The organism is Yersinia sp. 2553 StPb PI (assembly GCF_052217105.1).
Taxonomy (GTDB): Bacteria; Pseudomonadota; Gammaproteobacteria; order Enterobacterales; family Enterobacteriaceae; genus Yersinia; species Yersinia enterocolitica_E.
Genome location: NZ_JAZGPX010000002.1, coordinates 1,993,200 through 2,011,646, shown reverse-complemented (window position 1 = coordinate 2,011,646; position 18,447 = coordinate 1,993,200). Strand labels below are relative to the sequence as shown.

Below are 18,447 nucleotides of genomic sequence, written 5' to 3'. Positions count from 1 at the left end.
TACTTAGTGGACTCTTTTTCTGCCCGCTGGTGACTGCGAGTGAAACGACTAATCCACCAGCTGTTAAATTATTTACCAGCCCTTGGTCACGCCTTTTTTCTGGTGATGAGAACACATTTTCAACGGCATTAACCTATAGTTCGCCACTTAAAAAAAAGATGGTTAATGTACCTACAGGGAAATATAGCTCGGAGGAAATATATAAACTAAATCAGCGGGGACTTTTTAGTGTGCAGTATTCCCCAATAAGTTATCTTTTTGCCAATATGACGGTTCGGGTTCCATTACAAAATACCAGTAAATACAGTACCGATTTTGTTTATAGTTTTGGTTATGACGATTGGCATCCGGGTACTTTTAGTTTGGTTTATGGTAATTACAACGATAATAATAGTTTCTTCCCTACGACAGGTGCTCAAAGAACACGGTTTGAACAAGGCTCTTGGACTTTGGGCTATAAATTTACCTTACCCAAGACGGTGGAGTCTGCATTATTGATTAACAAAGATGACTCACTGATTTGTCAAGTTGGCTATAGCTATGTGCCTCGTTATTACTCTGACGCTTCATCAACTATCAAAGAAAATAAGAACAGTTTTTTAGGGAGTTGTGGCTATACCTTACAACAACACTATTTTTTGCGTTTGTCCGCGTTTTATTACCCTAACAAGAATCAGCAGCAACCTTGGAATTATGATTATACCTATAGTTTTGGCTATACGTCTGGCTACGCTCCGGGGTCCTGGTCGCTTTTTTATGGCAATTACACCGGGACTCGCTACCCGTGGCGGCAGAATGCAAATGCTAATTTTCGTAGTGGGACAATAAATCTCAGTTGGACATTACCCCTATAAATTGGAGGTGTAAGAATCTGTGCTACGCTTAATTACGCTATTAATAGTTAAGTGAGCATAATGTTTTTGTGGGTATGAAAGGTTCAGGGACGTTGAGCATCCTCTATCGACGATGATGTTTGATAAATTATGTTTACACGAAGCTCTTGGGTAACTTATGCAACCACATCCTTCCGCTACTGGTGTGACATCTATTCTTGTTGTTGATGATTCAGCAAGTTATCGCTTTTTACTGGTTAATCTACTAAAAAATTGGCAATTTACTGTTTTTGAAGCAGAAAATGGCCAAGATGCTTTGGCTATCCTTGATAATAATGCCATCAATATGGTGATCAGTGACTGGGAAATGCCAGTTATGGATGGGTTGAAACTCTGTACTACTATCCGTAAACATTATTCCGATAGGTATATTTACTTAGTATTGATAACCGTGCGGCAATCCGTCGAGGATTTGATCGCAGGATTAGATGCGGGCGCCGATGATTTTCTGTCAAAGCCGATAAATCAAAGTGAGCTACGCGCCCGATTACATGCAGGTGAACGGATATTAATGCTAGAGGCAACCCTCGATGCCCGTAATCAGAAACTGTCCCAAGCCTACCAACAAATAGAAGATGACTTGCAGGCTGCGGCAAAATTGCAACGTAGTGTTTTGCCAGCAGAAAAGCTAATGGTGAGTGGTTTTCAAGCCGAATGGATGTTTATACCCTCCGCGTATGTTTCGGGTGACTTGTTAAGTTTTTTCCAACTGGGAAATCAACACATTGGTTTTTATAGTATTGATGTTGCAGGGCATGGCGTGGCTGCGGCGATGCTCTCACTGTCAGTTGCACGCCAATTTCTTAATGGGCGCACGGTAGATAACTTACTGATTTCACTGGCAGATACTCCCTCTGGTTATCTAATTACCCCGCCACACAAAGTTGTGAGCGAACTTAATCGCCGTTTTTGTATAGAGAATGATGATATAGCCAGCTATTTCACTCTTATTTATGGCGTTATCGATGTTCAAACAGCGGGTGGGGTGCTTTGCCAAGCTGGGCATCCGACCCCCTTTATTGTCAGTAGTTCAGGTCAGATTACCCCTATTGGTGACGGTGGTGCACCGGTTGGACTTATTGATTCGATGGACTATCAGGACACTGCGTTCACTCTTGCTTCGGGTGATCGGCTCTATTTATTCACCGATGGCATTGTTGAGTGTGAAAACCCTGAGCAAGAGCTATTTGGAGAACGACGATTACAAGACTTACTGGCCGCAAGTCAACGTGACTGTGTGCAAACTGTTTTTGGGCAAGTACAGCAGGCACTGAAATACTGGCATCCGGTACAAAAAGATGAACATCAAAGTGATATTCAGAATGGGCGTTCTGTATTTAGTGATGATATCTCGTTACTGGTGATCGAACGCAATAACAATTCCCCTCTCCTGGCAGCATTGTAAGGAAGAAAAAATGAACTTTGAAACTCAGACAATTGACAATGTATTGGTGATAACCCCCTTGATCAGGCGACTCGATGCATCAGTTTCCCTGAAATTTAAGGAAGATATACAAGCAATGATCGCTCAGGGAGCCAAAAATATTTTATTGGATTTTAGTCGGGTAGATTTCATCGACAGTAGTTGTTTAGGTGCTCTGGTTTCGTTGTTGAAGACCTTAAATGGGAAAGGTGAACTGGCTATTTGCTCACTGAATAATAATATCCACGGAATGTTCAAATTAACCCGGATGGATAGGATATTTACTATCGGTGCTAATCAACCCGATACATTACAGCAGATGCATTCCGTAGCACCTTAATTTGTAAGGAATACCTATTTATGAAAGCCATGATCCTTGCTGCAGGGAAAGGAACCAGAGCCAGACCACTGACTACCATACTGCCAAAGCCAATGATTCCATTGATTCGAAAACCTATTATGGAATCGATTATTGAGCATTTAAGAAAATATGGTTTTAATCAGTTAATGGTGAATACCAGCTATCTATCTGTGGACATCGAGAATTATTTTCGTGATGGCCATGCCTGGGGAGTAGAAATAGGTTACTCCTACGAAGGTATTATGGAGGGTAATACTTTTGTTGACAATGTTCTGGGGTCAGCGGGTGGAATGAAACACATCCAAAATTTCTCAGGTTTTTTTGATGAAACTTTTGTCGTTGTCTGTGGTGATGCATTAATTGATGTAGATTTCGATAAGGTATTGGCTTTCCATCGAGCCAGAAAAAGTGTGGCAACCTTGGTGATGCGCCCAGTCTCAGCAGATCAGGTAAACAAATACGGTATTGTTGTTACTGATGAGCAGGGTAGAGTTAGTAAGTTTCAAGAAAAACCTAAAACCGAGGATGCATTATCAAACAATGCCAATACCGGAATCTATGTTTTTGAGCCAGAAATATTCGATTATATTCCTGATGGCGTTGAATACGACATTGGTAGTCAGTTGTTCCCCAAACTTGCTGAATTAGGTGTTCCTTTCTACGGTATTGCCTTGCCCTTCCAATGGGTTGATATTGGGTCTCTACAAGATTTTTGGCATGTAAATCGCATGATCCTTAATCAAGATTTACCCGACTATCCCATGCCGGGAATTAAAATTGCACCTCAAATCTGGTGTGGACTTAATGTTAAAGCCGACTTTTCGACCTTAGATATTGAAGGGCCAGTCTATATTGGTAGTAGTACAGAAATACAGTCTGGCGTAACGATTAAAGGGCCTACAATTATTGGTGCGGGGTGTTTATTAGAGCAGGGAGCTGTTATCGATCAAAGTTTTATTGCTGATTATACCCGGGTCGGGGGTATTGCGCATTTGCATCAACAGATGATTTTTGCTGGGAAAGTTATCTCACCAGACGGTATGTCCATTGATTTATCTGAGGCGGGTTTAAACTGGCTCATTGATGATAAACGGCGTAAAGATATTATTATGGCAGAGAAATCTTTGTTCGATGAATTCCTACATAAAGATACGTTGATATGAGTTATCACCAGCGTGACTCACAGGGCTGGTTAATGAGAATATGTTTGCCTGCTTCCTTGTCTAGCCTGAATGTTTTACATGAAAAGTTACTACAATTTATTCAACCCTTAAAGATTGATTCATCTAGCAGTTATGCTATGGAACTTGCATTAAATGAAGCATTTATCAATATTGTAAAGCATGGTGTTAACTATGATGCCACCCAAGATATTACTATTGTGATGCATTATGGCAATAATCAACTAGCTGTGACCTTACAAGATAAAGGAAAGCCTATACCTACAAAATTTTTGCAAAATAAAAGTGGGTTATCTCATATTCCTGAGTTGTCAGCGCCGGATTCTTGGCCAGAAAATGGGATGGGATTGATGATGATGTTTAATGCCGTTGATGACATCAGTTATAAAGTGGAAGAGGGCATCAATTATCTATCGCTGATAAAGAAAATAGAAGAGTAGGCGTAAAAATTATGTTTATTCATAAAATAATGCTCTTCGAACTCCCCCTTAAAATGGGCTGATTTATCTCACTTATCTTCATGGATTGACTGAGGTTGTGATAATGGCTTTTTATTTCTCTTCGTTTGAAAACAGGAAACCACCATCACCACTCAAAACTCATTGGGCTACTGAGTTTTTATGGCAAAGTCTGGCGGTTGCAGCACTTATCTTGGGGGCAAATTATATCCGCTGGCGCTGGATGAATTCACTGAATTACGATGCGCTTTGGTATTCCATCCCTTTGGTAATGGCTGAAACACTAGCCTATATTGGTTCTGTTTTATTCACTATCAACCTCTGGAAAGTCAGAGATATTCCTGTACTCCCAGTACCTGAAACAATCGATGACTGTATAGCCGCGGAAGAGATGCAAGAAAGGCGTCAGATAAAAGTTGATTTGTTTATTGCCACCTATAATGAAGATGTCGAATTAGTGCGTTTATCGATTCGGGATGCACTCGCCGTAACTTATCCCTTCTCCTTGGATTATCGCATTCATGTATTAGATGATGGTAAACGAAGCGAAATGGAGGTTGTTGCAAAAGAAGAGGGGGTTAATTACTTAAGTCGGGAAAATAATATCGGTTACAAAGCAGGTAATCTCCGCCACGGGCTGGATATGACGGACGGTGACTTTATTATTATCTGTGATGCAGATACCCGAGTTTTCCCCACAATATTGACTCATACTTTGGGTTATTTTCGTGATGTTGATGTTGCCTGGGTCCAGACTCCTCAGTGGTTTTATGATTTACCACAGGGCAAGCGATTACCTGAATGGGCAAAGAAAAAATTAGGTTCAGCAGGTTATTTTGTTGGTAAAGGGATTGAAAAATTGGTTGGCCCGCTTACTGTGGGGCATGATCCCTTTTTTAATGATCCGCAAATGTTTTACGATGTTATTTTACGCCGACGTAATTGGGCTAATGCGGCTTTTTGTTGTGGCGCCGCATCAATTCATCGTCGTGAAGCTATTATACAAGCTGCACTGCGTCGCTATGTAGATAATATAGAAGATGAGATCGAGCAATATACGGGCGACCTAACTGATAAAGAAACCAAAGTAGACTTGGCTAAGGCCATGTTACCTCATGTGGTGCATGATACCGAGCTGATGCCATATAAATTTCATGTTTCAGAAGATATCTATACTTCTATCGTTTTACATGGTGATCCAGGCCGTAAATGGCGATCTGTCATGCACCCGCAAATAGAATCAAAAATGCTTTCACCGCAGGATTTGTTGACCTGGATGATCCAGAGATTTAAATATGCGGCTGGTTCAATGGATATTGCCTTGCATGACAGACTTTTCACTAGTAAAAGGATTAAGCTCAGTGCAATACAAAAATTAATGTACGGAACTACTTTTTGGTCCTATTTTGCCTGTATCTGGAATACGGTATTCTTGATTGCCCCATTAATTTATCTTTTTACGGGGATCCCCCCCGTTTCGACTTACTCATCTCCTTTTTATTTGCATTTTTTGCCCTTCATGATTGTCTCTGAATTAGCATTTATGTTTGGCACCTGGGGTATATCAGCGTGGGATGGGAAATCGTCTTTTCTTGCTTTATTTTCCATGAATCTACGAGCTCTTGATACAGTACTAAGAGGTGAGAAAATCAAGTTTCATGTGACGCCCAAAGAACGCCAGCAGGGCAATTTTTTATCCTTAGTTAAACCTCAGCTCGCCATTATTGGGCTGACGTTATTGGGGTTGATTTGGGGGGCGATTCAGATAGCCGTAGGGAACATAAAAGATCCCTCAGGTTTTGTGATCAATATCTTTTGGGGAGCTGCAAATATTGCAGCCATGATGCCGATGGTTTTAGCCGCATTTTGGCAACCCGAGCATGCTGAATCCACCGGACAGGAGGGGGCTTGATGTCATTCAAATATAACCTCCTCAAGGCGAGAAGTTATCTGGCGATGGTGATCGGTATTTTAATCGCATTTTCTATTGTGTTGTATGTCGAAAAGAACTCTCAAGATATGGAAGATTCTCGTGTCCATATCACCACCAGTATTGGCAGACCATTAACACCGGTTCCTCGACCATTGAGTTCCGAAGAAGTAATTTGGGCTAAGGCTGCATGGCAATATTTTATTAATAATACTCAGCCGAGTGGTTTAGTGAATTCCGTGGATAAATTCCCATCGTCGACAATGTGGGATACCAGTAGTTATTTTATGGCGCTGATTTCAGCGCAACGAATTGGTATTATTCAACAAGATGAGTTTGATACCCGAATCAGTAATGCATTAGGTGCATTGGCTAAATTGCCACTATTTGAAGGTAAATTACCTAATAAAGCCTATAATACACAGACTCTATCTATGGTTAATTATATTAATCAGCCCAGTACGAAAGGTATAGGCTGGTCGGCTATTGATATCAGTCGAATGATGGTGCCATTAAATATATTGGTCTGGAGTTATCCCCAGCATGCTGTCGAGGTCAATAAGGTTATTTCACGTTGGCAATTAGATGCGCTAGTGGTCGATGATCAATTACAAGGTTCGGTAGTTGATGATAAAACTCAGCTCATTTCATTGCATCAGGAAGGGCGTATGGGGTATGAGCAATATGCGGCACGGATCCTGCAATTAGTGGGTATTAATGCTAGCTTAGCCCTTGATTACACTGTACATCTGCAATTTATTAAAGTTGAAGGGATATTGGTGCCAGATGATGATCGTGTCTCGCAAAAAGAGGGGGCAAATACATTTATCGTCAGTGAACCCTATATCTTGACCGGCTTAGAGTTGGGTTTTGATCTTTATTCATCAGAACTAGCCTGGCGGGTTTTTAAGGCTCAGGAAAATCGTTTTCAGCGTACTGCTATATATACCTCTGTCAGTGAGGATCATGTGGATCAAGCTCCTTTCTTTATTTATAGCACACTCCATTATGCTAATGAAGATTGGGCGGTAATTACGGACAAAGGTGAGAGTGTCAATCAGTTACGACAGTTATCAACCAAATCGGCATTTAGTTGGTATGCCTTATGGCGCACACCTTATAGTGAACAGACACGGAATCAATTAAATAGCTTGATGGATTCGAACAAAGGTTGGTATAGCGGAATTTATGAAGTTAACAATAAAATAAATACTTCACTAAATGCCAATACCAATGGCGTGGTGTTAGAAAGTTTGGCTTTTATCAAGGGTGGAAAACTACTTTGTGCTGCCTGTCCTCAGGTGATGCAATCCGTTGGCGCAACAGATAAACAACTAAGGTAGGAAGGTTTTATGATGGGAAATCAGTCATTTTTGATAAGGTTAAGTCTCATTGTTAAGGCTGGCTGCTTGATTTTGATACTCCTGGCCATACCGTCTTTTAATACCTTTGCTGAATTACCTGGCAATAAATTAGCGTCTGAAAACTACCCTGTGCGGCACGGTGAGTTAACGCCCAGAGAGATGGCGGTTGCAGTTAATGCCTGGCAATATTTTGTCCATAATTTACAACCTACAACTGGGCTTGTTAATGCAGTTAATAATTATCCTTCGACCACAATGTGGGACAGTGCATCTTATTTGGCGGCACTGGTGTCGGCGCGCGAGTTGGGTATTATTAATAAGGAAGAGTTTGACCACCGAATGTTACCTTTTTTAAAGACACTGAATAATATTTCACTATTCCAAGGGCAATTACCCAATAAAGCTTACAACACCATAACTGCTGAAAAAGTTAACTATATGAATAAATCCGGTGAAATAGGATTTTCAGCTATTGATACTGGCCGTATGTTAATTTGGCTGAAAATTATTAAAGAACGTTATCCTGAATATGCCAATAGCATTGATAACGTGGTCTTAGGTTGGGATTTTTCACATGTTGTCGATGATTGCGGTACGTTATATGGTGCGATATTAGATAAAAATAACACGCCTCAGTATGTACAGGAAGGGCGACTGGGTTATGAAGAATACGCCGCCAGTGGTTTCCAACTTTGGGGTTTTTCTACCTGTCAGGCATCGCGCCCTGAACCTTATGATTTGGCTAAAATTTATTGTGTATTAGTCCCTTATGACTCTAGGGATGCACGCAAAACGAATCAACACAACTATGTAGTTACCGAGTCGTATATCTTACATGGCCTTGAGATGGGGTGGGATCGCAGTAATGATCGGGCTAATAAAGCAGCGAGCTACAGCCATCCGTGGATGAAAGACTTCGCCAATCGCGTCTATCAGGCACAGGAAAACCGCTATCGTGAAACGGGAATACTGACAGCGCGTTCGGAGCATCAGTTAGACCACGCCCCTTACTTTGTTTATGACACGGTTTTTTCCGATGGCTATAACTGGAACACAATTACCGATCAGGGCTTTTTTGTCCCTGAAAATGCGGCAGTGTCATTAAAAGCTGCGCTAGGCATGTGGGTATTATGGCATTCGCCGTACACTGACCGATTATTTGATGCAATAGAAAATGCTAACGTTAAGGATATCGGCTTTAACGAGGGCCTCTACGAAAATGGTAAAGGGCCAATTAAAGAGTTTACGGCAAATAATAATGGCATCATGTTAGAAGCGCTATTATTTAAAAAAGCAGGGAAAATACTCCGTTTCACCAGTGGTGATCCTAGCCATAAAGATTATATTCCCTCGTTGTGGGAACGGCAGTTAATTAATGCTTTTGATGATAATAACAGTAAAAGGAATCGGCCGTATATTGATGCAACACCGAGTTTAGCCGCATTTTGTGATCAAACGGGCATTGCGATACGTAAAGCACCAGATTGTAAGAGCTGCCAGTGTGCTCAGTGTCAGGATGAAAGCAGCAGTAATAATTTATTTAAATTACCGGCGGCAACATCATCATGCGCAAAACAGTGAAGTCCGCCGCTTTTGCCTGGGTTATTGGTGCTGGGCTACTGGGTGCTGCATTTACGGGCGGTATGTTTGTGGCAAGCAGTATTACTCACAGCTCTGTTGCCTATTCTGCCCGTAGTGGTGTGCTATCTGATAATGAACAATTGTGGGCGAAAGTAGCTTGGCGTTACTTTGTTAATAATACGCAAGTGAGTACTGGGTTGGTTAATTCTTTGGATAATTACCCGGTTGTTAATCTCTGGCAAATCGGCGACACACTTGTCACATTAACCGCAGCAGCCCAATTAGGGTTGATCAATCGTCAGGAGTTTGATCAGCGCCTCACACTATTATTGGCAACAATAAGTCATTTACCTTTGGTGGAGGGAAAAACGCCAAATCTACTTTACAACACCGCCAACGGACAGATGATTGATTATGCTCACCAGCCAAAACCACTGGGGTGGTCTGCACAAGATATCGGCCGCTTAATGATAGGTTTGAAAGTTGTTGTGCGTTTTTATCCTGAATATGCTGAGTATTTGGATAAGGTCCTATTACGATGGAATTTCTGTCAGATTATTGATGGTCATGGTGAGTTACTGAAATCAGCGACTGTTAATGGCAGATTTATAGCCAAACCCGAAGGCGTTTTGGGTTATAGCGAATATACCGCTGGTGCGTTTGGTCTGTGGGGTTTTCCTGTAGGAATATCAGCTAATCTTCCCTATAACACCACGTTTATTTATGACATACCTATCGATTTTGATATCAGAGATGCTCGAACAACCTATGTACCCTCTATTGTCGTCAGCTTGCCTTATTTACTTACTGCAATGGAATTAAAAAGCACCCCAATATTTAAACAGCAAAAAAAACGGATAGATAATATCTATCGGGTACAAGAAATACGGTGGCAAAAAGAACATATATTGACGGCACGTAGTGATTATTTCACCTCAGTTGCGCCATATCACGTTTACGATACGGTATTCGCTAACGGTTATCATTGGAATACGATTAGCGAAGACGGGCAATTTCATCCTGACCTGGCGTTGGTATCAACCCGTGTAGTTTTTGGCTTATGGGTTTTGTGGAATAGCCCTTATACCGATGCATTAATGCAGTTGACTCAGATGCAGTATGATGAACAACGCGGATGGTATGAGGGGCGTTATGAAAATAATGGTGCCTATAACAAAACAATTAGTCTGACGACAAACGCTATGGTATTGGAAACGCTGCTCTATAAAGCGGCGGGGAGTTTAATTAATAGCGACTCTACCGCGGGATATCTGGATGTGCGCATGAGTGATATTTTTTCACGACCACAATTATGCCTGCCGCAAGAAAGAGTCATCCGTCGACAGGCGGCATCGAAATGAACATTAATTGCTGGTGCAGGGCTTCTATTTTAAGTTTGGGATTTCTTTTACAACTTATCTCGTCGGTTGTTGTTGCTCAGTTGCCATCCACTTTAGATTTGTCCGGTCAGTGGCGAATACGGGATGGCAATCCGCCAGCTTCTGACGCCTGGAGTGACACCCTGGATGACAGCCAGTGGCAACAGTTGAAAGTGCCCGCTAATTGGTACAGTGAGGGCGTCGATCATCAAGGCGTATTATGGTATCGCACCCGGTTTACATTACCGGTTTTAGATACCGATGATATGGCGACCTTGGTATTCGATGGCGTCGATTATCAAACGGATATTTGGCTCAACAGTCAACGAGCGGGGCAACATAAGGGGTATTTTCAGCGGTTCAGTATCGATATCACCGATATAGCCCGAATAGATAATGTGCTGGCTATGCGTGTAGATAGCCCTTACGAGACTCCGGGCAAAATTTGGTCATTTCGTAAGCAACTGATTAAGGGCGTGTTCAACCATCATGATACTCGGCCCGGTGGCGCGTGGTCGGATCACGGACAAGATGCTAATTCAGGCGGTATCTGGGCTCCGGTAACGTCACATATCAGCCGTGGCGCTGTTATAGACAATGTACTGGCCGTGCCTGACTGGTCACGGGGGCTTGCACATCCGATTCTGAAGGTGAGTTTGGATTATCGTGCTAACCACAACCGCCCCGTTGTTATGTTGCTACGCCTGATACCCGATAATTTTATCGGCCAATCTTATCAACTGGAGAAAAGTGTTTCATTGGTTGCCAGTCAGCATAATGCACAAACTCTCACCGCTAATTTTCTGCTTGATAACCCCGCATTGTGGTGGCCGTCTGGTCATGGGAAACAAAATCTTTATCGGCTGGAGGTCAGTTTCTCAGACCGTTTAGGCATGATGGATGTGACTCATGTTCGCACTGGCTTACGGCGAATTGCGATAGACCCCCAACAGCAAAGTTGGTCAATCAATGGCAAGCGACTATTCATAAGGGGGACGAACTATATTGGTAGCCCGTGGCTGGGAAGCCTGACACCGACAGATTATCGCCATGACTTACTCATGATGCAGCAGGCAAACATCAACGCCATACGAGTACATGCCCATGTGGCTGGGCGGGCGTTGTACGACCTGGCTGATGAGATGGGGATACTGCTCTGGCAAGATTTTCCACTGCAATGGGGATATGACGATTCAGCCTCTTTTGCCAGAGAGGCTGCCAGGCAGGCCGCGGATATGACACAGCAGTTTGGCAGCCATCCAGCGATTGTATTGTGGTCTGGGCACAATGAACCGCCCTGGGATGCCACATGGATGCAATATCGTTATTCAGACTGGCGGCCTGACATCAACCGGGCGTTAACCGCGAGCGTCGCGCAGGTGCTCAGTCAGGACCATAGCCGGATCACTCATGCTTACTCGTCCACTGCTGAACACTACTGGCAAGGGTGGTACTCAGGGCAGAAAAGTGATCATCTTAAACCGGCAACTACCTCAATCATCAGCGAGTTTGGCGCACAAGCCTTACCTGACCTGGCAACGTTAAAAACGATAATTCCGCACGCTGAGCTGTGGCCCAAAACGGCGGATAAACAAGATGAAGGCTGGCGTATCTGGGCATACCATAACTTTCAACCTCATGAGACATTTGAATTAGCTAAAGTGACTCGCGGGCCAAATATCAATACGTTTATCAAGAACAGCCAACAGTATCAGGCAAGTTTAATCCAACTCGCCGCAGAGAGTTATCGACGCCAACGTTATCAACCCGTTGCTGCATTATTTCACTTTATGTTTACTGAAAACTGGCCGTCAATTAACTGGGGCGTGGTGGACTATCTCCGCCATCCTAAGCCGGGTTATTTTGCTTTGCAGCGAGCTTATCAGCCCGTTTTACCCTCTATAGATCCGAAAACAGAAAATTGGGTGCAGGGGCAGAGAGGGCGTATTGATTTATGGGCCATCAACGACCGTTGGTTCAACTATCAAAAGGCATCATTACATTGGAAAATATTGCAAAGTGGTATGATTTTATCTAAAGGATCGCGGAACATAAAATTAATGGCGGATAGCGGTCAAAAGGTGATTGAATTGCAAGTTATACCTCGTAGCGTTCAACCAATGAATGTAATGAGTGACATTATTAACGAACAGGGTGAGATATTAGGCCACAATGAACTACAAATTTACATTCAACCCTAACTAATACTGTTTATTATTAGCAGAGAACACTTAAGCTAGATTTGATTGTGGCCAATACTATCTTAAATTACAGAGTGATCCTATGCTTTAGCCAATAGTGATTATAAGGGTATAGATATTATATGAATCCTTCTCCATTCAATGCCCATACGCAGCAATTGTCCTCATCTTGGCTTTCATTTAAGTTACAACAAAATATTTTACTGCCACTGGTTATTTTCATTATTGGACTGGTTATTTCAGGTGCGGGAGCATGGTGGCTTTATAACGAAATTGAAGCCAATGCAAAAATCGATTTTCAACGTAATGTTGATAGGGTTTCTGGAGAAGTTGAGCGACGTTTCTCTCAGCCAATATATGGGTTGAATGGGATAAGAGGTGTTTATGCTACCAACAGTCATTTAACCCGCGAGCAATTTAATGCTTATGTCGCTTCGCGTAATTTGCCGGTGGAGTTCCCTGGCGTGAGGGGATTTGGTTTTATTCAACGGGTGTCGCGCAGCCAGTTAAATGCGTTTATTACTGATACCCGAGCTGACGGTGCGCCGACGTTTTCTTTGCGGCAACTTCAGGATAAACAGCATGATGATTTGTATATTATTAAATACATTGCACCAGCAGAAAAAAACCAAGGCGCAGAGGGGCTTGATATTGGCTCTGAGTCGGTCAGACGAGAAGCCGCATTGTTGGCAATAAACAGCGGAAAACCCACTCTTTCTGGCACTATTCATCTGGTTCAGTCTAATGTTAAAACTCCCGGCACATTACTTTTTGTCCCGGTTTATAAGTCGGGTACCTATCCTACGACACTTGCTGAACGGCAGGCGTCATTGGTCGGTCTACTCTATTCACCCATTGTGATTGCTGATCTATTACGTGATATTCCCGAGTTTATGAATGGGCGAGTGGATGTTGAATTGTTTGATAGTCTCAATGATTTATCTAATAGAACGATGATCTTCGATGCAGATGGCAGTAAATACGCCAATTTCATACCGGACGAAGAGCATGATGATGAAGCCATAGCTGCCAGAATATTTCACAATACCAGCGTCTTGCCACTACCTGGTCGAAAAATGACACTGCGAATCAGCAGCACACCAGTGTTTGAAGCGCTAACCGAACGTTATGCACCTTGGTTGGTGTTTGCTTTTGGTCTTTTGCTAAGTTCGGCATTGGCTTTACTTATTCGCCAGCAAATCAGTGGACGTAATCGGGCAGAGATGCTGGCGCGGAATATGACCGCAGATCTTGAACGTCTGGCTTTAGTGGCCAAGAACACCTCTAACGCCGTCGTTATTACCGATGTAAAACGTAATATCGTCTGGGTTAACGAGGGCTTTGAACGTATTACCGGATACAGTCAAGCCGAGGCTTTCGGCAAGTCGCCGGGGAAATTACTGCAATGTAGTAATACAGACCAAGGCGTAGCAAGTGAGATGAAAATTGCGTTAGATGCCGGAGAGCCATTTAAAGGTGAAATAGTCAATCGCGCTAAATCGGGGCAAGAATATTGGATTGAGCTGGAGATTCAACCGCGTTATAACGATAAGAGTGAACTTATCGGCTTTATGGCGATTGAGTCGGATATCAGTGAACGTAAAGCGACTTATCAACGTCTTGAAGCGGCCTTACGTGAAAATAATGCCTTACTCAGCACCCTTAATTTACACGGTATTATCTCTACTGCAGACCGGGATGGGATAATCACCGATGTTAATGACGCATTTTGTACTATCAGTGGTTACAGTCGCGAAGAACTTATAGGGCAGACTTACCGCTTAGTTGATTCTCATACACATTCGACTGATTTTTGGCAATCGATGTGGCATAACATTGCTAATGGGATCTCGTGGCGTGGAGAAATCTGTAATAAAGCTAAAGATGGCTCTTTATATTGGGTCGATACCACGATTGCTCCGTTTAACAATAGTACTGGCCAGATTGAGCGATATATTTCCATTCAAGTTGATATTACAACCAATAAAAATCAGCAAGCCAATCTGATTATTGCTCGAAATCAATTAGTCAGAGCGGCGGATGTTGCTGAGTTAGGTATTTGGACCTGGAACATTCCAGAAGGTACGCTTTCTTTCGATGAGCGGATGAATAATATCTATGGGATCCCTGAGGAGTTACACAATGCCGATATCCCGTTGGCGTATTGGTATAGCCTTTTGTATCCAGAGGATATTCCCGACGTTAAAAGTGCAATAAAAGCAGCGTTAGAAAATGAAAGTGTCTATCGTCAGGTTTTCCGTATTGTGGTGAGAAATGAAGTTCACTTTATTCAATCAACTGGAACGGTTGAACGGGATGAAAGTGGCAAAGCAATGTTGATGATGGGGATTAATCGGGATATTACTCAACAACGCGAGGCCGAGAATATCCTGAAAACAGCAAGAGAAGCTGCTGAAGAAGCCAATAAGGCCAAATCTGCATTTTTGGCCAATATGAGTCATGAGCTACGGACCCCGATGAATGCCATCCTTGGCATGCTGACATTGCTACGTAGGACGGGTCTTGATAGGAAACAAGCTGATTATGCGGTTAAAAGTGAAGCCGCCACGCGCACCTTGCTGCGCTTGCTGAACGATATCCTGGACTTCTCCAAAATCGAATCCGGTAAAATGGAACTGGAATGTATCCCGTTTGATATTCATGTGATGTTGCGTGATTTGGCGGTTATCTTATCGAGCAATCTGAAGGTTAAAAAGGTTGAGGTCTTATTTGATATTGACCCTTCACTACCCCAGTTTGTTGAAGGCGATAGCATGCGACTCCAGCAAATATTAACCAATCTGGGGGGCAATGCGCTGAAGTTCACCGAACTTGGTGAGGTGGTGCTTTTCATCAAAGTTATCACACAGGATAGCCATCACGTTACGTTGCATTTTGGGGTGCGCGATACCGGAATTGGCATTGCACCAGAGAATCAAGAAAGTATTTTTAGTGGTTTTACACAAGCAGAAGCCTCGACAACGCGCCGGTTTGGTGGCACGGGCTTAGGGCTAGTGATAAGTCAGCGCTTTGTTGCACTGATGGGCGGGACGCTCACCTTAGAAAGTGAACCGGGTAAAGGGAGCCTATTTCATTTCACCATAACGCTGTCGCTACCTTCTTATACCAATCTGGTTATTAATAATGAAACACCAAACACTTTGGTAAACAGAGCACAGGCATTGAATAATTTACGAGTCTTGGTTGTTGATGATAATCCGACAGCCTGTGACCTGATCAAACAGATGGGGGAATCACTAAAATGGACCGTTGATGTCGCAACCAGTGGCAATGATGCATTGCAATTGATGAGACAGCAGCATGATAGTGGTATTACCTACGGGGCGCTCTTTATTGACTGGCAAATGCCGGGGTTAGATGGTTGGCAGACCAGTAAATGTGTGCGTGAACTGATGCCAGTAGATAACGGCCCTATGATTGTCATGATAACCGCCCATGATCGCGAAATGTTATTACAGCGCAGCGAAGAAGAGCAGGCATTACTGGATGGTTATTTGGTTAAGCCGATCACAGCATCAATGTTGTTGGATTCAGTGATTGATGCATTAAGCGAACGCAAACAACCTGATGTTGCGAAACCGGCAATAACCGAATCTTTACACCGACTGTCTGGTATAAGGCTATTAATTGTTGAAGATAACTTGAATAACCAGCAAATAGCACGTGAGTTACTTGAGGATGAGGGAGCAGAGGTCAGTATTGCCAATCATGGCAAAGAGGCAATTGAGATATTAGAACATCATCCGTCTTCATTTGATCTGATATTGATGGATTTACAAATGCCGGTCATGGATGGCTACAATGCGACGAAATATATTCGAAAAAGTCTTGGGTTAAAAAACTTACCGATTATAGCCATGACAGCTAATGCGATGGCCTCTGATCGTGATGCCTGCCTTGCTGCTGGAATGAATGACCATATTGGTAAACCCTTTGACTTGAATAATCTAATACACATCATACGGAAATACAGTGGGCAAACTGATGTTGTCGCTACGATTAGCCATATAACTCCTGTTTTGTTATCTGCTGAATTAAAAAATGTCGCGGCAACGGCAGGAATTGACGTTGATACCGCCCTTAATCGATTAGGTGGCGATATTACGCTGTACCAAAAAATGTTATCGCTGCTTAGTGAGGATTTGGCTAATTTCCCTACCCAGTTGGAGACATTATTGACTGAAGGTGACCATCTGTCGGCATCTCGTCTGCTACATACCATCAAAGGACTTGCCGCACAGCTGGGGGCCACTGGCCTTTCTTTGAGTGCGGGGCAGGGGGAGAAGTTATTTAGCCAGGGCGCTATACCTACGGCAGATACGATTAATCAATTACTGAGTGAGATGCGAAATAAAGTATCCGTTATACAATCTGGGATAATGATACTAATCCCAATGCTATCGAAAGATAACACTAGTAATGTTGTGGCAGAGGCAGTTGATATAAAACCTATCGAGTTGGAACTGAATCGTTTGATGCTGTTATTACAAAACTCAGATATGGCTGCGTTAGAGCTGATGAATAAATTGATGATGACTTTTGCTAAGCAACTTAATGGACAATTATCTCCTCTTAATGATGCAGTAAACCAACTAGATTTTGCCAACGCTATCAAGTTATGCCAAGCCTTGATGGTTAATCTTCCTACTCAGAGAGATAAGAAGATATGACTATAATCCATTCTTTTTCGCAAGATTTGACCTTAGATCTACCCGGCACGGGGAAGCCCAAGATCCTTATTGTTGATGATCATCCGATAAATATTCAGATGCTCTATCAAGCATTCTCTTCCGATTATCATGTGTGTATGGCCACCAGTGGTAAACAGGCACTCGACGTCTGTATTAGTCAACATCCAGACTTGATTCTACTGGATATTGAAATGCCCGGTATGAATGGTTTTGAGGTTTGTGCCAGACTCAAGGCATCGCCAGACACTCAGGATATTCCTGTTATCTTTGTCACTGCGCATATTGATGAAGAGACCGAAACTCGCTGCTTTAGCGAAGGTGCCGTAGATTTTATCAGTAAACCTATTAATAGGAACACCGTTCGGGCTAGAGTGAAAACACACTTATTGCTTAAAGCTCAATCCGACTTATTACGCCAACTAGTTTATTTAGATGGATTAACCGAAGTACATAACCGGCGTTACTTTGATAAACAGTTAGAATTGGAGTGGAAACTCTCAAATCGTAACCAGACTCCACTTAGCATGATCATGATTGATGTTGATTTTTTCAAAAAATATAATGATTTATATGGGCATCAGGCAGGGGACGATTGTTTACGGAGTATTGCAAAAGTTATCCGAGAAACTCTCCGACGCCCTGCGGATTTGGTGGCCCGCTATGGTGGTGAAGAATTTGTTTGTCTGCTCCCCGACACCGAGTTAGCCGGAGCAATGGATATGGCAGAAACTATCAGGCTGCAAATTCTTGAACAAAAAATTCCACATTCTGGTTCCACAGTTTACCCCTTTGTCAGCATTAGCCTTGGGGTTTGCTGCAAAGAAAATCAAAGCGTCGGTATGTCAACGGCACTTCTGCGTCAAACTGACCTGCAATTGTATCAGGCAAAGAAAAATGGCCGAAATCAAACTAGTGGTATGCTCTATCAACTGAACGAGGGGTAAATTAAATATATTCTCGGCAT

12 protein-coding genes are annotated in these 18,447 nt (G+C 42.8%); all 12 read left to right on the top strand.

All coding sequences use genetic code 11. The features are described from left to right. Positions 1-29: 29 nt before the first annotated feature. The 12 genes from V2A84_RS10635 to V2A84_RS10580 all read left to right on the top strand — a co-directional run bounded on the left by V2A84_RS10635 (position 30) and on the right by V2A84_RS10580 (position 18,427). A complete protein-coding gene (locus tag V2A84_RS10635) occupies positions 30-854 on the top strand; it encodes a hypothetical protein (RefSeq protein WP_083163742.1) in 825 nt (274 codons plus the stop codon). A 157-nt stretch (positions 855-1,011) separates the two neighbouring features. Beyond that, entirely contained in the window at positions 1,012-2,298 is a 1,287-nt protein-coding gene (locus V2A84_RS10630) for a PP2C family protein-serine/threonine phosphatase (RefSeq protein WP_083159237.1), read from the top strand. A 10-nt stretch (positions 2,299-2,308) separates the two neighbouring features. Beyond that, complete coding sequence (locus V2A84_RS10625; RefSeq protein WP_083159236.1) at positions 2,309-2,656, top strand: STAS domain-containing protein; 348 nt, start codon at positions 2,309-2,311, stop codon at positions 2,654-2,656. A 20-nt stretch (positions 2,657-2,676) separates the two neighbouring features. Beyond that, on the top strand, positions 2,677-3,840 hold the full coding sequence (locus V2A84_RS10620; protein WP_372568945.1) for a sugar phosphate nucleotidyltransferase: 1,164 nt from the start codon (positions 2,677-2,679) through the stop codon (positions 3,838-3,840). Continuing rightward, positions 3,837-4,298, top strand: coding sequence for an ATP-binding protein (locus tag V2A84_RS10615; RefSeq protein ID WP_227746543.1), 462 nt, complete (start codon positions 3,837-3,839; stop codon positions 4,296-4,298). Before V2A84_RS10620 ends, V2A84_RS10615 begins: the two co-directional genes overlap by 4 nt. Positions 4,299-4,401: 103 nt before the next feature. Then, positions 4,402-6,228: a glycosyltransferase gene (locus tag V2A84_RS10610; protein WP_442848807.1), complete on the top strand. Its 1,827-nt coding sequence runs from the start codon at positions 4,402-4,404 to the stop codon at positions 6,226-6,228. After that, positions 6,228-7,589, top strand: coding sequence for a DUF3131 domain-containing protein (locus V2A84_RS10605; protein WP_442848806.1), 1,362 nt, complete (start codon positions 6,228-6,230; stop codon positions 7,587-7,589). The genes V2A84_RS10610 and V2A84_RS10605 overlap by 1 nt, the downstream gene beginning before the upstream one ends. 12 nt (positions 7,590-7,601) lie before the next feature. Beyond that, positions 7,602-9,191 (top strand): DUF3131 domain-containing protein, encoded by a 1,590-nt coding sequence (locus V2A84_RS10600; protein ID WP_442821444.1) that lies wholly within the window; start codon positions 7,602-7,604, stop codon positions 9,189-9,191. Next, positions 9,176-10,552 (top strand): DUF3131 domain-containing protein, encoded by a 1,377-nt coding sequence (locus V2A84_RS10595; RefSeq protein WP_372568947.1) that lies wholly within the window; start codon positions 9,176-9,178, stop codon positions 10,550-10,552. Before V2A84_RS10600 ends, V2A84_RS10595 begins: the two co-directional genes overlap by 16 nt. Next, a complete protein-coding gene (locus V2A84_RS10590) occupies positions 10,549-12,771 on the top strand; it encodes a glycoside hydrolase family 2 protein (protein WP_372568948.1) in 2,223 nt (740 codons plus the stop codon). Before V2A84_RS10595 ends, V2A84_RS10590 begins: the two co-directional genes overlap by 4 nt. A 122-nt stretch (positions 12,772-12,893) precedes the next feature. Beyond that, complete coding sequence (locus V2A84_RS10585; protein WP_442821052.1) at positions 12,894-17,462, top strand: CHASE domain-containing protein; 4,569 nt, start codon at positions 12,894-12,896, stop codon at positions 17,460-17,462. Continuing rightward, entirely contained in the window at positions 17,459-18,427 is a 969-nt protein-coding gene (locus V2A84_RS10580; protein WP_083159230.1) for a diguanylate cyclase, read from the top strand. Before V2A84_RS10585 ends, V2A84_RS10580 begins: the two co-directional genes overlap by 4 nt. Positions 18,428-18,447: the final 20 nt, after the last annotated feature.